The organism is Algoriphagus mannitolivorans DSM 15301, from assembly GCF_000429425.1.
GTDB classification, from domain to species: domain Bacteria; phylum Bacteroidota; class Bacteroidia; order Cytophagales; family Cyclobacteriaceae; genus Algoriphagus; species Algoriphagus mannitolivorans.
In genome coordinates this window covers 224260-238989 of sequence record NZ_AUBV01000008.1, presented here as the reverse complement: position 1 = coordinate 238989, position 14730 = coordinate 224260, and the positions used below count along the sequence as shown (strand labels likewise).

Here is a 14730-nt window from a genome sequence, read left to right as displayed (position 1 = left end):
CTTTAAAGAGAGAATTTTCCTTATCTTAAATCAATAAAACCGTTGTTTTCCGATTATCCTAATATTATCACAATGTGTCCAATTGAACTTCGGAGCTTCAAAGATGAGACTATACTTAGACGGAGTCCTAAAAACTCTAGAGTAACTTTTTCTACCACTTACACACTTTTCGGGCCGCTACCGAAATTTCCAAATTTCATAACTTCACCACTTGTGCCTATTTCAATTTGATGGGTATTTATTTATAGTCAACATTTAAATTTCTCCTTTCGCACTAAATGAAACCTCTAGAAATTTGAGACTGTCAGAATGTGCATTAAATAACTCTTGCTTTTCTATAAGGAAATAAGAATTATAACTTAGATAAAACCATCTATTGAAATCTAGAGCGGAATCGTATAGAACAGAAAATCTAGATAATTCATGTTTTTGGAGGTATAATATTGTTTGATCAGGATAATGTCCTAAATTAATTATCAAATTAGGAGATTTAATAAAGTTTTTTCGATAGTGTATATAAGTTTTTTCCTCAATTAGTTCCGATCTTCGAAAGGAAAGAGAATCTTCAGTATTTAGTACAATTATCAATGTGTCACCAATTTCTGGGAAATCGTTCGATTTATCGATTTTCAAAATATGTTTTTGATTGATTTGCTCATTGCAAGAAGTTAAGAAAAACCCTGCCAAAATCATACAAATTGACTTTAAGAAGTAAATTCTCATTGGATGCAAGTTTTGGTTAAACGGTTATCTAAATCCTGAAGATCTTGTGTATTTATTTATAGTCAACATTTAAATTTCTCCTTTCGCACTAAATGAAACCTCTAGAAATTTGAGACTGTCAGAATGCGCATTAAATAATTCTTTCTTTTCGATAAGAAAATAATATTTATAACTTTGATTTGCCCATGTGTTAAAATTAGTATTGGAATCATACAAAATTGGATATTTATTTATATTATTTATATGAATATTAATTTTTCTGTGATTATAGTTGTTTCCTATATTGACAATTAGATTAGGGCTTTCTTTGAAATTTTTTCTATAATAATAAATGGATTTATCGTCTATATTTTCCTTTCTTTTATATGAAAAGGAATCTTCAGTGCTAAATACAATAAGTAGAGTGTCTCCCAAATTTGGAAAATCATTAGATTTGTCTATTGTCAAATCAATTTTACCATCAATCTGCTTATTGCATGAGCTTAATAAAAAAAATAGTAAAATGAGTGTGTTTTTTTTCAGTATATTTTTCATTTTAAGCAAGTATTAGTTAAACTTCTGTCTAAGTCTTGAAGTTTTTGTAAATAATCACGTTTATAAAAATCCATTTCGTTCCATTCTTTGCTAGTATAAAGTCCATGCCAAGCAATTGTAGTATAAAAGTCAGGATTAATTCCTTTTGGCCATTTATTTGTACCTCCTACATTATTATAGAATTCGTTTGCTCCTAATAAGGGGTGGATTTCTTTCAAAACTGAAGCAATATTTTGAACTAAGTATTCGGCCATAAAATTGTGTTGTTGGTCTGTATCATTATAATATATCCTTTTATATTCTTCGAAATTGTGTTGAAATTTCCTATAAGAATTGAACCTCTTTTTTCTCCAACAGCATTGAATATTTCTGCATGAATAATTTCATGGAGAAGTACTCTTGCAACCTCCAAAGATTTCATGTTATTCACTTTGTCGATATTAAAGGTTATGACAATATTATTATGCCCATAAGTCCTTCCGTCAGTTTCTGCATTGGCATTTGGATTTATTGTATTACCAACTTTTAAAGTAACATTTTTTGGGGAAGTTTTATTTTGGAATTCAGCAAGACTCGAAACAAACTTACTTAATGAAAGTATTTCTTGGACACATTTTAATTTTGAGTTTGATGAAAAACTTGGATCAATATAGATTGTCAATCTTGGCATTGGAACATCTGGAGGATTGTAGCCACCAGCTCCGCCTCCCAATGAGGTGGTGTAGTCTGGATAAGTGTAAGTTGTTCCCGGAGAATTGGAGGAATCAATCCCAGATTCCATAGGACAATAATATGAGGTTGAAGAGGTTGGAGAAAGTGTTTGTACATACCAAGTATTTGTCTCCTTTATGTAAGTGAATTGGACCCAAGTAGTTTCAATTTCTACAATCGTACACTTGTAGTCTAAATTTTCTTTGGAGAATGATTTTCGCTGTCCATTTGGAATCACCTCCATTTTTCGGGTACCTAAAACTTGTCCAGCATCAATTTCGAATCCGATAAAGTAGTGTTCATCATAAGTAAAAATGTCAACGGATCCGCTCCATTTTTCATCAATTTGCTGGTAATTAAAATCCTTGAAATCCCGTTTGGAGCTTTCATCGGTTGGGAAATACCGTACAATTAAAGGGTCAAACCTATTTTCTGTAGGATGTTTCACAAAGAGGATGTTTTGAATTACTCTTTTGGCAACTTGGTCATGGTTTTCGCTATTGTCTTCTTTCGGAAAGAATATTTGAGAATTTGTCAAATTCATCTCAAATACCTCTCTTCCATCCGGGAAGTAATAATGGTGAAACTTATCCCAGTCGGGCTCCTTTTCAAAAAATGGGAGAATTAGTTATTGAGAATCAGTTCTAAGGTTATTGCCTTTCTCCGGTAGGCGAAGTTTGGTTTTGTTGGCTTCAAACCAGGATTTGACCTGTTGGATTTGGCCAGATTCTTCTAGTTTGAGTTTGGGTGCCTCAGGTTCATCCACACAAGAAGTGAAGAGAAGTGATAAAGCAAGCATGAATCCGAGAATTGGATAGTAGAAAAATCTACCTAGGAATTTGTACTTGGGGGGGGCAAAAGTGTTTTTCATAAAATGTAATTAGGTTATTGATTAAAAACTTCTTGAATGTGAGAAATTGGAGTAAATAAGTCAATAGTTTTCAGGTAATTTTTTTTACCATTTTTGAAATAATCTCTTTCCCATGTTACTGGTAATTGACCAAATGAAAGAAGTACAATTGCAAATTCATTAGGGTAAAAAGGTGGAATTACAAATTCCACCTAGTGTTAATCTGAATCTTAGAACTTTTTTCAAAAAAATAATTCCCTCAGTAAGGTATTGTCCATAAAGATCAACGAAACTGCTGTCTTCCGATTATTCGAATGATCTGAATTTGCTCTGACTCCTTGAAATAGATGGTGTGTGACCCGTGTAAACAAAATCGATAGCCAACCCTTATTTCATCAGCCATTGGGTACATTTCAGGATTTTTGGCTATCCTCTCAAAGGTTTTTTCCAGGGAATGGAAGTAGCGCTCAGCTTGAATTTCTCCAAACCTATGCAATCCGTAAAGGTAGATTTGTATCAGGTCTTCCTCAGCCTGAAGACTAAGTGAATACGGCATGGGATTTATTTGGACCGTTTTTTGGCTTCTTCCAGAATCTCAGCCATTGATTTAGTGGACAGGCCACTTTTTTCCCCTTTGATCAGTTCGTTCCTAAGCCAATTTCGTTCTGATTCTAGCTCTCTCTGTCTACGGATAAGATCGTTGATTAATTCACTTTTGCTGGCATATTCATTTTCCTCAATTTTCTGTTTCAACCAGCGATCATTCGGTTCAGTTACAGTGATTGTTTGTCGTGCCATAGCTGCGCATATTTGGTGTAAATATACACCAATTATATTTTAGATAATGGTATTTGTTTGAATCTCATCCATTTCGAGAAGTCTAATCCCTCAATGAATTAAATTTTTTCAGCACCTTACTCTCTTCTTTTCCAATCTTTCCCCCTTTCCTCCACAATTCCCTATCTTTGCCCCCTGATTTCTAGAAACCCATGCCCGATTTTTCGGGTTATTTGTCCAGAATTTTATTCCCATGTCCAGAGAAGTTCGCGTACGATTCGCCCCATCTCCTACAGGACCACTCCATATCGGAGGTGTCCGAACTGCCTTGTATAACTACCTTTTTGCCAAAAAAATGGGAGGGAAATTCCTACTCCGAATTGAGGATACTGATCAGGGTAGATTTGTGCCTGGAGCAGAGGACTACATCAAGGAATCTCTGGAATGGTTGGGCATTGCTCCGGAGGAAAGCCCCTGGAAGCCCGGCAACGTAGGACCTTACCGGCAATCGGAGCGCAAGGAAATGTACAAGCAGTACGCCTTGGACTTAATAGAGAAGGGCCATGCCTACTATGCCTTTGATACCGCTGAGGAGCTCGAAGCCATGCGGGAGCGCTTGACTGCTGCTCGTGTCGTTCAGCCTCAGTACAATGGCATCACCCGTACCCAGATGAAAAACTCCCTTACTCTTCCTGCCGAAGAAGTGAAGGCCAGATTGGAATCTGGAGATCCTTATGTGATTAGGGTGAAAATCCCTTTGAAAGAAGAAGTTCGACTGAATGACCTAATTCGTGGTTGGGTGATGGTGCATAGCTCCACCTTGGACGACAAAGTCCTGATGAAATCAGACGGCATGCCAACCTACCATTTGGCAAATATCGTGGACGACCACCTGATGGGAATTACCCATGTGATCCGCGGAGAAGAATGGTTGCCATCTGCACCTTTGCATGTATTGTTATATAAGTTCTTTGGCTGGGAATCCACCATGCCTCAGTTTGCGCATTTGCCTTTATTGCTGAAGCCGGATGGCAATGGCAAATTGAGCAAGCGGGATGGGGATAAGTTGGGCTTCCCGGTTTTCCCTTTGAATTGGACAGATCCGGTAACTGGAGAAAATTCTCCAGGCTTCCGGGAGCAAGGCTATTTGCCGGATGCATTTCTGAACTTCCTAGCTTTCTTAGGCTGGAATCCCGGAGATGACCGGGAGATCTTTTCCTTGGAGGAGCTTGTGGAAGCATTCACCATAGATCGGATCGGCAAGTCAGGAACCAAGTTTGACATCGCTAAAGCCAGGTGGTTCAATGAACAATACCTAAGATCCAAGCCAAGCGAAGAGCTGGGTAATTTCTTAACTGCCTTTGCAAAAGCTGAGGGAGTAGATATTCCGGCTGAAAAGGCCACAGCTATTGTTAATCTGGTCAAAGACAGGGTGACTTTCCCTGCCGAACTGTGGAAGGAAAGCCGCTTTATCCTAATCGCCCCTTCCGAATTTGATTCCGAAGTAGCCGCCAAAAAATGGAATACCGATGCGGTGAACCTGCTTGGAAGTTACGCCGTGGCTTTGGATGGATTTACTGGCACATTCGATGCAGTAAGTGCGAAAAGCCTGCTGGAATCAACCGCGGAAGCCGAGGGAATCAAGCTGGGAAAAGTGATGCAAGCCGTGCGTTTGGCGGTGACCGGAATGGGTGGTGGTCCTGATTTGATGGAGGTTTTTGCTATCTTAGGTTCACAAGAAGTGGCCAAAAGAATCCGCTTTGCGTTAGATCAATTACCTATCGTAGGATAACATGAGCAAGAAAAAGAAAAAAGAGTCAGACCCGAAGGTTCACGAAGAACTCAAAGGATTCAAGATGGAAATCAATTCCTTTGGGGAGATTTCTTCCACCTTACCGATCGATAAAATCAATGAATTCCTGAACAAGAATGTAGAAGACAAAAAGTTGAAAGACCGAGACGATCTTCAGGATTCTTAAAAAAATTAAAATAATCTAACTAAAAGCTCCATTTAATTTGGAGCTTTTTTATTTTTAAGGCGTTCAAAACTTTTAATATGAAAAGAATTGCTCTTGTAGCATGGTTTCTGGGGACTTTTTTTAGTCTCCAAGCGCAGAATGGCCGGATTGTCGGAAAGGTGGAAGATCAAAAAACCGGAGCCCCATTGGCCGAACTCCACGTATTTATTCCCAACACTACTTATCAGGCCTTCACCGATTCTTTAGGGAATTTCATGATTCTGGGAGTTCCTGAGGGAAAATGGAATATTCAGGCCAGATCATTTGGCTACCAGGATTTTTCTGAATTCATTGTTGTAAAGGGAATTCAGGAGCTAAAGATCTCCTTGACTCATTTGGATAATTTCTCTCCCAAGCCTGAATACCTAAATGGCAAAGGCCGAGAAAAACTTCTGGATCAAGTGATGGTGGATTTTGTAGGCCGAGACTTTAAAAAGCAGGAAATCGGTTTACTCAACCCAGACAAAGTGATCTTTGAAACCCAAGCAGATAAATCGGTTCGGGTTTCTTCAGCTGGACCTCTGTTTTTTTCCAATAATTGGACATACTACCTCGTCACAGTCTATTTTGAACCCTACATTTTAGGATCTGGATCCCAACTCATAATCACTCCGACTTATTTTGAGCTGCCGGAGCAAGTGGGAACGGAGGAAGCTAAAAAGCGGAATCGTTTAGCCATTTACCAAAAAACTCCCAACTTCTTTCTAGCCTCCCTGATGGAAGGGAAAACGGATTTCACCAAAAACAATCCTAATCCTTCGGTTTCCATGGGAGAGAATCCTGGGGAATATTATTTGGAATTCAACCAACCCACTCAAATTTCGGCTGGAGGTTTTCAAGGAGAGATTGGCTATCAGGGCGATAAGTTGGCGCTTCATCTGGATGGGAGTCCAATAAGACCGGATGAATTGGTTTTGGGAGGAGATTTTTCAGAATACAATCCCATCTTCGGTATTCCCTCTAATTTCAATGCGGATCGGCTGATCAAGCTTGCGAATTTGGAGAAAAGCCCTCAAGCCATGGAGGAGCAAGTTTACCTTCATACCGACCGATCAAGCTACTGGAAAGGCGAACAGGTCTATTTCAAAAGCTATGTTGCCTACGGAAGTCCCTTGCTTCAGGAAGAGTTGAGCAAGGTTCTCCATCTGGAGCTGGTGGATTCCACAGGTTATCTCTGGCAGCATGAGCTTGTAGAAATCAAAAGTGGAATTGCCTCAGGATATTTTACCCTTCCAGCTGATTTTACCGGTTCGGGGAGCTTTTTCCTCAAAGCTTACACGGCTTGGAGTAAAAATTATCCGAAAGGGACATTTGTCCAGCCTATTCAAATTTTGGATCCACGGGATGAAACTTTTGGAAGTATTCCTGAAGATATCAGTCAGGGAGTTATGGTGTTTTCGGAAAAGCAGATTTACCAAGCTGGAGAAAAGGTTAAACTGAATGTCATGGTGCAGGATGAAAATGGAAGACCTCTGGCTTCCAATCTCTCGGTATCGGTCGTGGATCTGAATCAAACAGGTTTTATACCCGAAATCGAGCCTATTTCTGATGCAATGGCCTTACAATTTTCTTCCTTAGAGCCAAAAGAATTCGAATTTCCGCTGGAAAAAGGCATAGTCCTTCATGGGCAATTGCTGGATGATAGGGGTGCTCCGGTAGAGGGAAATTTGAAGGCCTTTATCAATGGCTATGAGGACATCAGGGCATTTGGGACAGGGTTGGACGGGAAATTCCAAATGCCTCCTTCGTCCTTTCAAGGGGAATTTGAAATCAATGTCCAGGCTACGGACAAAAAAGGTCAGCCGATTCGGAATGTGAGTTTGGAGGTGAAAAACTACCAAGACTCCTGGATTCCAAAGCAATACCAGTTTCCTGAAATCGTCCCCAGAAAAGTAAAATCCCCGTCGATTCCGATGGGACCTCTACAGGAAGGGGAGATTTTACTGGAAGAAGCAGTCATTGAGGAGAAAAGAGAGGCAAGTATTGGACCCATGATCTATGGAAGACCTCACAAAGTCGTAGAGACCAAAGATCTTTTCCTGAATGGGTCCACGATTCAATTTCTATATGCCTTAGTAGGACAGGTTCCTGGGATGCAGGTGAGCGGGACTCCACCGAATGTTTCAATCCGTTTTAGGAGTGGTGAACCCTTGATTTTGGTCAATGGAAATCCGGTCAATGCAGTCTCAGGGCTGACTCTGGCAGGAGGGGGCAGCTCTGGAGCCTACAATGCCTTAGAGGGAATCAATGTTTTCAACATCGAAAGAGTGGAAGTGATCCGAGGATTGGTTCCCCAATATGGAGATCAGGGGAGAAATGGAATTATCTCTATTTTTCTGAAATCAGGTGCAGAGCAAGCCAAAAATTTGAACAACTACACCCTGTTCAAATTCAAAGGTTTTTCGGAGTATTTGCCATTTCTGGAAGCCGAAAAATACCGGGAGGAAAAACCTTGGCTCAAACCTTTTCGGCCTACTCTCCTGTGGAGACCCAATTTGGTCACAGACCCCTCCAGCCTCTTGACTTCCTTAGAATTTGAATTGAATGATCCTACAGGGCCTATTCTGGTGGAAATCAGAGGAATTTCCGATCTTGGGAAGCCTTTGATGGGTAGATTCGTTTTGAATAAACCTACAGGCCAAGAAAACTAAAACCAGCTCCATGAATTTCAGGAATTTACTTTTACTCTTTCCCTTTCTTCTCCTTCTTTCTTCCCTGACCCATGCCCAGACCGGAACGATTACCGGAGTGGTAAAAGATGCCGAGACGGGCGAGACCTTACCGTTTTGCAACGTGTTTATCAATAACACGACAGTCTCCACAGTTACGGATATGGAGGGGAACTACACCCTTTCGGGGCTTGAAGCGGGACCTGTTGAGCTTGGTTTTTCTTTCATGGGCTATACAGCGGAGACCAAAAGTGTCACACTCAATCCAGGCGGAAAGTTAACGGTCAATATGGCTCTGAAGCCTTTTGCGCAGGACTTGAGTGATGTGGAAATCAAAGCTTCTCGGGATAAATCTTGGGAACGAGATCTTCGGAAGTTTCAGAACCTCTTTATCGGAATTGATGAGGCTGCGGCCAAAACCCAGATTCTCAATCCATGGGTCATTGATTTTCCGGCCTCAACCGAGAAAAATGCTTTTATAGCTAAAGCTGAAATTCCTCTGGAAATCGAAAACCATTATTTGGGCTACAAAATCACCTTCAACCTAAGGGATTTTTACGACTCGCCCACCAGTTTTAGAATCGTGGGTGCTGCGAGATTTGAAGAAATGAATCCGGGTTCAGAAATTCAAAAAACTACCTGGGAGAAAAACCGGGCAGATGTTTACCGGAAATCCCCCATGAATATGTTCCGAGCTCTGTTGAATGGAGCTGCTGAAAAAGAAGGCTTTTACCTATATGGAGACAAGGGGGGAGGTTCTGCCAGCATGAATATGCGTTCGGATATTTTTGCCAATGAACTGGGGAAATCTGTTGTTCCCTACAAAGCAGAACCTCTGGTGACTCCCACGAGCCCTCCGGGCACCTATTTTCTTAACCTCAAAGGGAGGATTGAAATACACTACCAAAAGGGATTTGCCCAAGCTAATACCTACAAAGATGCCCCTTATCCCATTTCTTGGCTGGAAGTGAATGGAGGAAGAGTCAAAATCAAAGACAATGGCATGGTGCTGAATCCACAGGATGTCATTTTCTCCGGAGATATGGACCGAAAGAGAATTTCCAATCTACTTCCATTGGATTACAATGCAGAAAAGGCAATTCAGCTTCAGGACTTAGCCAAGACGGCCAAAAATTATCAGGAGAAGGTCTATCTGCACACAGATAAACCCTATTACTATGCTGGAGACCAGTTGTATTTCAAAGGCTATTTCAGATATGGAAATCCCTATTTAAAAGATGAGCTGAGTAAAATTCTCCATGTGGAATTGATTTCAACAGACCGGGACCTGATTCTTAGGAAGAAGTTTCTTATCCAAGATGGGATTGTTGTGGGGGACTTCAACATCCCGGATTCTTTGAATAAGGACAGCTATTTTCTTAGGGCCTATACCAATTGGATGAGAAATTATGGTCCAGATTCCTATTTTCTACAGCCTTTGACCATTTTGGACCCTTATAAGCGGATCATTCCGGGAGAGGCTGTTTCCACTTGGAAAAATCAGGGCATTTCCGTAGAGACATCCCCGGTTAATTTTGGAAATCGGGAAAAAGTAACACTTACCATTCGAGTAAAAGACGCAAAGGGAAATCCTGCTCAAGCTAGAATTTCTGCTGGGGTTTGGGATGCCGAGCAAATCGTCCCCATTCAAAGAACGCATGAAATCCATGAAGGATTGAGTCTCCAAAACATTCCTGAATCTCAAGGTCTGGATCGATTCTCCTATCCTATTCAGACTATTTTGAGTTTCCCGGGAATGGTCTCGGACGATAAAGGAAAAGGAGTAGGAACTGAAATAACTGCTTTTGTCAATGATTTCGAGGGAATGATCCAATTGGAATCCAATTTAAACGGGCAATTTTCACTCGATGGGGCTGAATTTTATGGACCTATGAAACTGGCCATGTCGGCAACCGATAAAAAGGGCAAGCCCCTGAATGTCCGATTGGATCAGCAACTTGCCGCTCCAATTGCCCTTCCTGCCGGGGTTAAATTCCCGGCTGTAACGACTTTGGCAAAACCCATCCGGGAACCAGAGCCGATCCCTGTTTCGAAGCCGGTTAAAGATTCTACTTCCGTCAAGAGTTCTGCCATCTATGGGGAGCCTGACTTTGTGATTCCTGGCGAAAAACTTACCAAAACAGGTAATACCTCAGATTTGGTCAATAGCTTGGCTGGTCAGGTGCCGGGAATGCGGGTCACCACGACAGGAGCAAGCGGTCAGCAAAATATTAGGATCAGGGGAGGTGCTGTATCGGCCACAGGTAATATGGAGCCGGTGGTGATTGTGAACGGGATCATTCGGATCGCTAGTGGTGAGACCACTGCAGCAGATAATTTGCGGACCATTAATCCATTTGATATTGATCGGGTAGAAGTAGTCAATCGTATGGTTTCGACCTTAGGTGATCAAGGGAAAAATGGGGTCATCGCAGTGTATCTCAAAGAAAATCTAAAGCCAACTCTGACAGATCGTCCTCCTGGATTTCAGGAATTTACCATTGAAGGATTGCAGCCTAGTCGAAACTTTTTCCCAGTGGATTACTCCCAAATTAATGAAGCCGTGGAAAAAGACGATCGACAAACTTTACTTTGGGATCCCTATTTGGTGACGGATGAAAAAGGAGAAGTGACGATCAGTTTTTATTCCAATGATTCGGATGGACCCGTGGTGGTGGAAATCAAGGGATTGACCATTGATGGGGAGGCGGTTTTTGGAACCTTTTTGCTTAGGAAAAAATAGACCCTGAGTATTTCTCGTATTTTTGACCATGGCAAAAACGATTCTGTTTCTTTTCCTACTGGCAATTCCAATGGTGTCCAAGGCTCAACTGAGCATTGGAATAAGAGGAGGGTATGCTGCATCCTCTTATTCCTATCAGCCTACAGCAGGGCAACGAAGTAGGACCCTCGATGGGGTTGGGCGTCCAACTTTTGCCTTTGTCCTTGAGTATTTCAATGCCAAGAATGCTGGAATCGAGTTGAATGCCCAGCAGATTACCTTGGGCTTTCGGCAGTTCAATGAAGAAAATGAACTCAACCAGACTGAACTGACTTACCTGAAGTTTCCTCTTCTAGGGAGTTTTTTTGCAGGTAGGTCCGGACGATTTCAGATCAAAATGGGTCCACATTTGGGTTATTTGATGAAGGCGGAGGATGTCACCCGTGAGTATTCCGGGGCGACATTTCCTGAAATGCCGACTTATGGACAGCCGGGGGACAATCCGAACAAGCTGATGTATGGATTGACGGCAGGAGCAGGGATTTCCAAACTTTTCGGGAAAAGCACGATCTCTGGCGAGGCGCGGTTTTCTTTTGACTTTACCAATCCAGAATCTCAAGACAGGGTTTTTGACATCCGGTCCACGAATCTTGAATTTACTTTAGCCTATTTATTCCGGATCAAGGAAAAGAGAAAGTAAAGTTGGAAGCTCGCCGGGACTCTGTAACTTTGATCCCGTCAAAAAAACCTATTCAACCTTGAAATCTAGCTTAAAGAAAACGTCACTTACAGGTGTGTTGATATTCTAAGCGAGATTCCATGTGACTCCTCAAAAGAAAATTAAAGCACATGAAAATTCAGATTATCAACGGACCAAACCTAAATCTGCTCGGGAAGCGGGAGCCGGAGATCTACGGGAGTGAGACCTTCGAAGATTACTTGGAGCATTTAAAAAGGAGATTCCCCCAAGTTGAGCTTCATTATTTCCAGAGTAATGTAGAAGGAGAACTGATCAATAAAATCCATGAAATTGGGTTTGAATTCGATGCGATTCTCCTCAATGCCGGAGGCTACACCCATACCTCCGTAGCCCTCTCGGATGCCATTTCGGGAGTGACCACCCCGACCTTGGAGGTCCATATTTCCAATATTTACAAAAGAGAAGAATTCCGCCACAAAAGCATCATTTCCAAATCCTGCGTAGGCATGATTGCCGGACTTGGGCTGAAAGGCTATGAACTCGGAATCCTATATTTCCTCAATTCCCCAGATCTATGATCACTTTTGCTCCAGGGCCATCCAAGGTATATGATGCCTTGCCCCAATACATGCAGGATGCCTATTCTCAAGGAATCTTGAGCGCAAATCACCGAAGCAGCAAATTCATGAATCTCTATCAGGAGACTGAGCAGCTGATGCGGGAAAAGCTACACATGCCGGAGGATTACAAATTGTTGTTTACCTCCAGTGCCACCGAAAACTGGGAAATCATCACTCAATCCGTAGTAGAACGGGCTAGTTTCCATATCTATTCCGGGTCATTTGGGAAAAAGTGGATTGAATTTGCAAAGCATATCAATCCGGCCACCTCAGGAATTAAAATCGAAGCCAACCAATCCATAGATGTCGCAGGCCTGGAGATTTCTGAAGACTTTGATCTGATTGCCATCACGCAGAATGAGACTGCCAATGCAACTCAGGTTCCAATGTCCATGATTTCAGCCATAGGAGAAAAGTTTCCTGAAAAAATGATCGCTGTGGATACGACCTCTTCCATGGGAGGAATCGAGCTCGATTTTCAATTGGCGGACATTTGGTATGCTTCTGTGCAAAAGTGCTTTGGTCTTCCGGCAGGGCTAGGAATTCTAATCGTTTCTCCAAAGGCTATTGAAAAAGTTCAGCGAAAAGGGGAACGCGGTAGATATAACAGCTTAAGTTTTATGCTGGAAAATGCAGAAGGATATCAAACACATTATACCCCAAACGTTTTCGGGATTTACCTTCTGAATAGAGTTTTGAAAGACTTGGAAGAAATCCAGGAGGTCGATGCCAAGCTACGTGAGCGGATGAGAACCTTGGAGGATACTATTGCGAGAACTTCAAGCTTGCGAATGTTGGTGGACAATGCAGAGACCAGAAGCACTACTGTGATGGCGGTATCCGGCTCTGAAGAGCTGATCAACTCAGTGAAAAAAGCCGCGGAAAAAGAAGGAATGCAGCTTGGAGGCGGTTATGGGCCATTAAAGCCAACCAGTTTCCGAATCGCCAATTTTCCGGCAATCTCGGATGCTGAATTTGAAAAGCTGAATAATTTCCTCAAGCAGTATTAAAGCAAAAGGCCCGGATATTGATCCGGGCCTTTTGTTTTTATCCATTTTCTTCTTCTAAAACACTCTCATTGGCGGTGAATGGATTGGATTTTCGAAGTAATCCATCTGGAAGTTCTCCCTCTGTACTTGCTACGACGGTGGTTACAACCACATCTCCTGTCACATTGACTACGGTTCGGAACATATCCAAAATCCTGTCTGGAGCCATGATCAGAGCTATTCCTGCTGCTGGTACACCTATGGATTCCAAGACCACGATAAGCATGATCAATCCAGCTCCCGGTACGCCTGCAGACCCAATAGCTGCCAAAGTAGAGGTTAACACAATCATCAATTGTTGTGAGATGGATAGATCCATTCCCAAAGCTTGAGCGATAAACACGGCAGCAACACTTTGGTAAAGACTTGTTCCGTTCATATTGATGGTTGCCCCTAAAGGAAGCACAAAGCTGGTGATGTTTTCAGATACCCCCAGTTCCTCTTCTGTAAGCTTCATGGTCACAGGAAGAGTCGCAGAGCTTGAACTCGTAGAAAAAGCCAATAGTTGGGCGGGACGAATAGCCTTAAAGAAGTCCGCATATTTCACTTTGGTGAAGCTTTTCAGAAGTAACGGATAAATGACCAACATCATGAAGAAAAGCCCTCCCAAGACTATCAAGCTGTATTTAAGCAATGCTAAAAGCAAATCTACCGCCGCGTCTGGATTGTCTCCGGCGATTTCTACAATAAGAGATGCCATCAAGGCAAAAACCCCATATGGAGCGATTAACATGATATAGTTGACAATTTGAATCACCACATCATTTAATCCATCAAAGAATGCGATAACCGGCTGTGCTTTGGATTTGGGGATTTGCAATAAGGCAATCCCGGCAATGATGGCAAAGAAAACCACCTGAAGCATCGCAGCATTATCTGTGGTAGCTTGAAAAAGGTTTTGAGGAACCATATCCACAAGGGGTTGGAGCGGGCTTTGTTCCTGAAGCTCAGCTGCTGCCGCAGCTCTTTGACCTGCATCCCCTTCGTACATTTTCATCAGGTTTTCCCGGGTTTCGGCCGGAAGACCCTTTCCTGGTACCAAAATATTGACCAGAAGCAGACCGGTACAAATGGCAATTACGGTTGTGATTAGGAAAGTGACGATGGTTTTTCCACCTATCCTACTAAGCTTGGAGATGTCGCCTAAATTGGATACCCCAATAATCAAGGAAGCCAGCACCAAAGGCATGGCGATCATTTTCAGTCCATTGATGAATACAGTACCAATCGGCTTGATCCAATCCAAGGTAAGCCAGGAAGGAATGCCCGTACGAATGGCGATAATTCCATAAATCAGACCTAAAACCAATCCGATAATAATCTGGGTATGTAAAGGTATTTTTTTCAAGTTTGGTAG

The 14730-nt window shown here is 42.0% G+C and carries 14 protein-coding genes; 7 read left to right on the top strand and 7 right to left on the bottom strand.

Annotated elements, in window-relative coordinates:
* Positions 1–792 precede the first annotated feature (792 nt).
* The 6 genes from G458_RS0110975 to G458_RS0110940 form a co-directional block, all read right to left on the bottom strand.
* On the bottom strand, positions 793–1257 hold the full coding sequence (locus tag G458_RS0110975; RefSeq protein ID WP_026951958.1) for a hypothetical protein: 465 nt from the start codon (positions 1255–1257) through the stop codon (positions 793–795).
* Positions 1254–1511 (bottom strand): hypothetical protein, encoded by a 258-nt coding sequence (locus tag G458_RS0110970; RefSeq protein ID WP_026951957.1) that lies wholly within the window; start codon positions 1509–1511, stop codon positions 1254–1256. Before G458_RS0110970 ends, G458_RS0110975 begins: the two co-directional genes overlap by 4 nt.
* Positions 1496–2416 (bottom strand): hypothetical protein, encoded by a 921-nt coding sequence (locus G458_RS0110965; RefSeq protein WP_026951956.1) that lies wholly within the window; start codon positions 2414–2416, stop codon positions 1496–1498. The genes G458_RS0110970 and G458_RS0110965 overlap by 16 nt, the downstream gene beginning before the upstream one ends.
* 180 nt (positions 2417–2596) lie before the next feature.
* Positions 2597–2767 (bottom strand): hypothetical protein, encoded by a 171-nt coding sequence (locus G458_RS0110955; protein ID WP_157359750.1) that lies wholly within the window; start codon positions 2765–2767, stop codon positions 2597–2599.
* A gap of 334 nt (positions 2768–3101) precedes the next feature.
* Entirely contained in the window at positions 3102–3374 is a 273-nt protein-coding gene (locus G458_RS0110945) for a type II toxin-antitoxin system RelE/ParE family toxin (RefSeq protein WP_026951953.1), read from the bottom strand.
* Between the two features lie 5 nt (positions 3375–3379).
* The gene (locus G458_RS0110940) at positions 3380–3616 is read right to left on the bottom strand and encodes a ribbon-helix-helix domain-containing protein (protein WP_026951952.1); all 237 of its coding nucleotides are present in this window, start codon (positions 3614–3616) and stop codon (positions 3380–3382) included.
* A 232-nt stretch (positions 3617–3848) separates the two neighbouring features.
* On the opposite strand from G458_RS0110940, the gene gltX reads away from it, so the two are divergent.
* From gltX to G458_RS0110905, 7 genes are all read left to right on the top strand, one after another.
* Positions 3849–5387, top strand: coding sequence for a glutamate--tRNA ligase (gene gltX / locus G458_RS0110935; RefSeq protein ID WP_026951951.1), 1539 nt, complete (start codon positions 3849–3851; stop codon positions 5385–5387).
* Between the two features lies 1 nt (position 5388).
* Positions 5389–5574: a hypothetical protein gene (locus G458_RS0110930; protein WP_026951950.1), complete on the top strand. Its 186-nt coding sequence runs from the start codon at positions 5389–5391 to the stop codon at positions 5572–5574.
* Between the two features lie 77 nt (positions 5575–5651).
* The gene (locus G458_RS0110925) at positions 5652–8264 is read left to right on the top strand and encodes a carboxypeptidase regulatory-like domain-containing protein (protein WP_026951949.1); all 2613 of its coding nucleotides are present in this window, start codon (positions 5652–5654) and stop codon (positions 8262–8264) included.
* A 10-nt stretch (positions 8265–8274) separates the two neighbouring features.
* Positions 8275–11025 (top strand): TonB-dependent receptor, encoded by a 2751-nt coding sequence (locus G458_RS20565; protein WP_051287191.1) that lies wholly within the window; start codon positions 8275–8277, stop codon positions 11023–11025.
* A 28-nt stretch (positions 11026–11053) separates the two neighbouring features.
* On the top strand, positions 11054–11704 hold the full coding sequence (locus tag G458_RS0110915; protein ID WP_026951948.1) for an outer membrane beta-barrel protein: 651 nt from the start codon (positions 11054–11056) through the stop codon (positions 11702–11704).
* Between the two features lie 149 nt (positions 11705–11853).
* Complete coding sequence (aroQ, locus tag G458_RS0110910; protein ID WP_026951947.1) at positions 11854–12282, top strand: type II 3-dehydroquinate dehydratase; 429 nt, start codon at positions 11854–11856, stop codon at positions 12280–12282.
* The gene (locus tag G458_RS0110905; RefSeq protein WP_026951946.1) at positions 12279–13334 is read left to right on the top strand and encodes an aminotransferase class V-fold PLP-dependent enzyme; all 1056 of its coding nucleotides are present in this window, start codon (positions 12279–12281) and stop codon (positions 13332–13334) included. The genes aroQ and G458_RS0110905 overlap by 4 nt, the downstream gene beginning before the upstream one ends.
* Positions 13335–13371: 37 nt before the next feature.
* On the opposite strand, the gene G458_RS0110900 is transcribed toward G458_RS0110905, so the two are convergent.
* Positions 13372–14721 carry a dicarboxylate/amino acid:cation symporter gene (locus tag G458_RS0110900; RefSeq protein WP_026951945.1) on the bottom strand — a complete coding sequence of 450 codons (1350 nt, stop codon included), beginning with the start codon at positions 14719–14721 and terminating at the stop codon, positions 13372–13374.
* Positions 14722–14730 lie beyond the last annotated feature (9 nt).

Bases quoted from the DNA above. Each gene is read 5' to 3' on its own strand.
- G458_RS0110975 (WP_026951958.1), bottom strand. From the start codon at position 1,257: ATGAAAAATATACTGAAAAAAAACACACTCATTTTACTATTTTTTTTA.
- G458_RS0110970 (WP_026951957.1), bottom strand. From the start codon at position 1,511: ATGGCCGAATACTTAGTTCAAAATATTGCTTCAGTTTTGAAAGAAATC.
- G458_RS0110955 (WP_157359750.1), bottom strand. From the start codon at position 2,767: ATGCTTGCTTTATCACTTCTCTTCACTTCTTGTGTGGATGAACCTGAG.
- G458_RS0110945 (WP_026951953.1), bottom strand. From the start codon at position 3,374: ATGCCGTATTCACTTAGTCTTCAGGCTGAGGAAGACCTGATACAAATC.
- G458_RS0110940 (WP_026951952.1), bottom strand. From the start codon at position 3,616: ATGGCACGACAAACAATCACTGTAACTGAACCGAATGATCGCTGGTTG.
- gltX (WP_026951951.1), top strand. From the start codon at position 3,849: ATGTCCAGAGAAGTTCGCGTACGATTCGCCCCATCTCCTACAGGACCA.
- G458_RS0110930 (WP_026951950.1), top strand. From the start codon at position 5,389: ATGAGCAAGAAAAAGAAAAAAGAGTCAGACCCGAAGGTTCACGAAGAA.
- G458_RS0110925 (WP_026951949.1), top strand. From the start codon at position 5,652: ATGAAAAGAATTGCTCTTGTAGCATGGTTTCTGGGGACTTTTTTTAGT.
- G458_RS20565 (WP_051287191.1), top strand. From the start codon at position 8,275: ATGAATTTCAGGAATTTACTTTTACTCTTTCCCTTTCTTCTCCTTCTT.
- G458_RS0110915 (WP_026951948.1), top strand. From the start codon at position 11,054: ATGGCAAAAACGATTCTGTTTCTTTTCCTACTGGCAATTCCAATGGTG.
- aroQ (WP_026951947.1), top strand. From the start codon at position 11,854: ATGAAAATTCAGATTATCAACGGACCAAACCTAAATCTGCTCGGGAAG.
- G458_RS0110905 (WP_026951946.1), top strand. From the start codon at position 12,279: ATGATCACTTTTGCTCCAGGGCCATCCAAGGTATATGATGCCTTGCCC.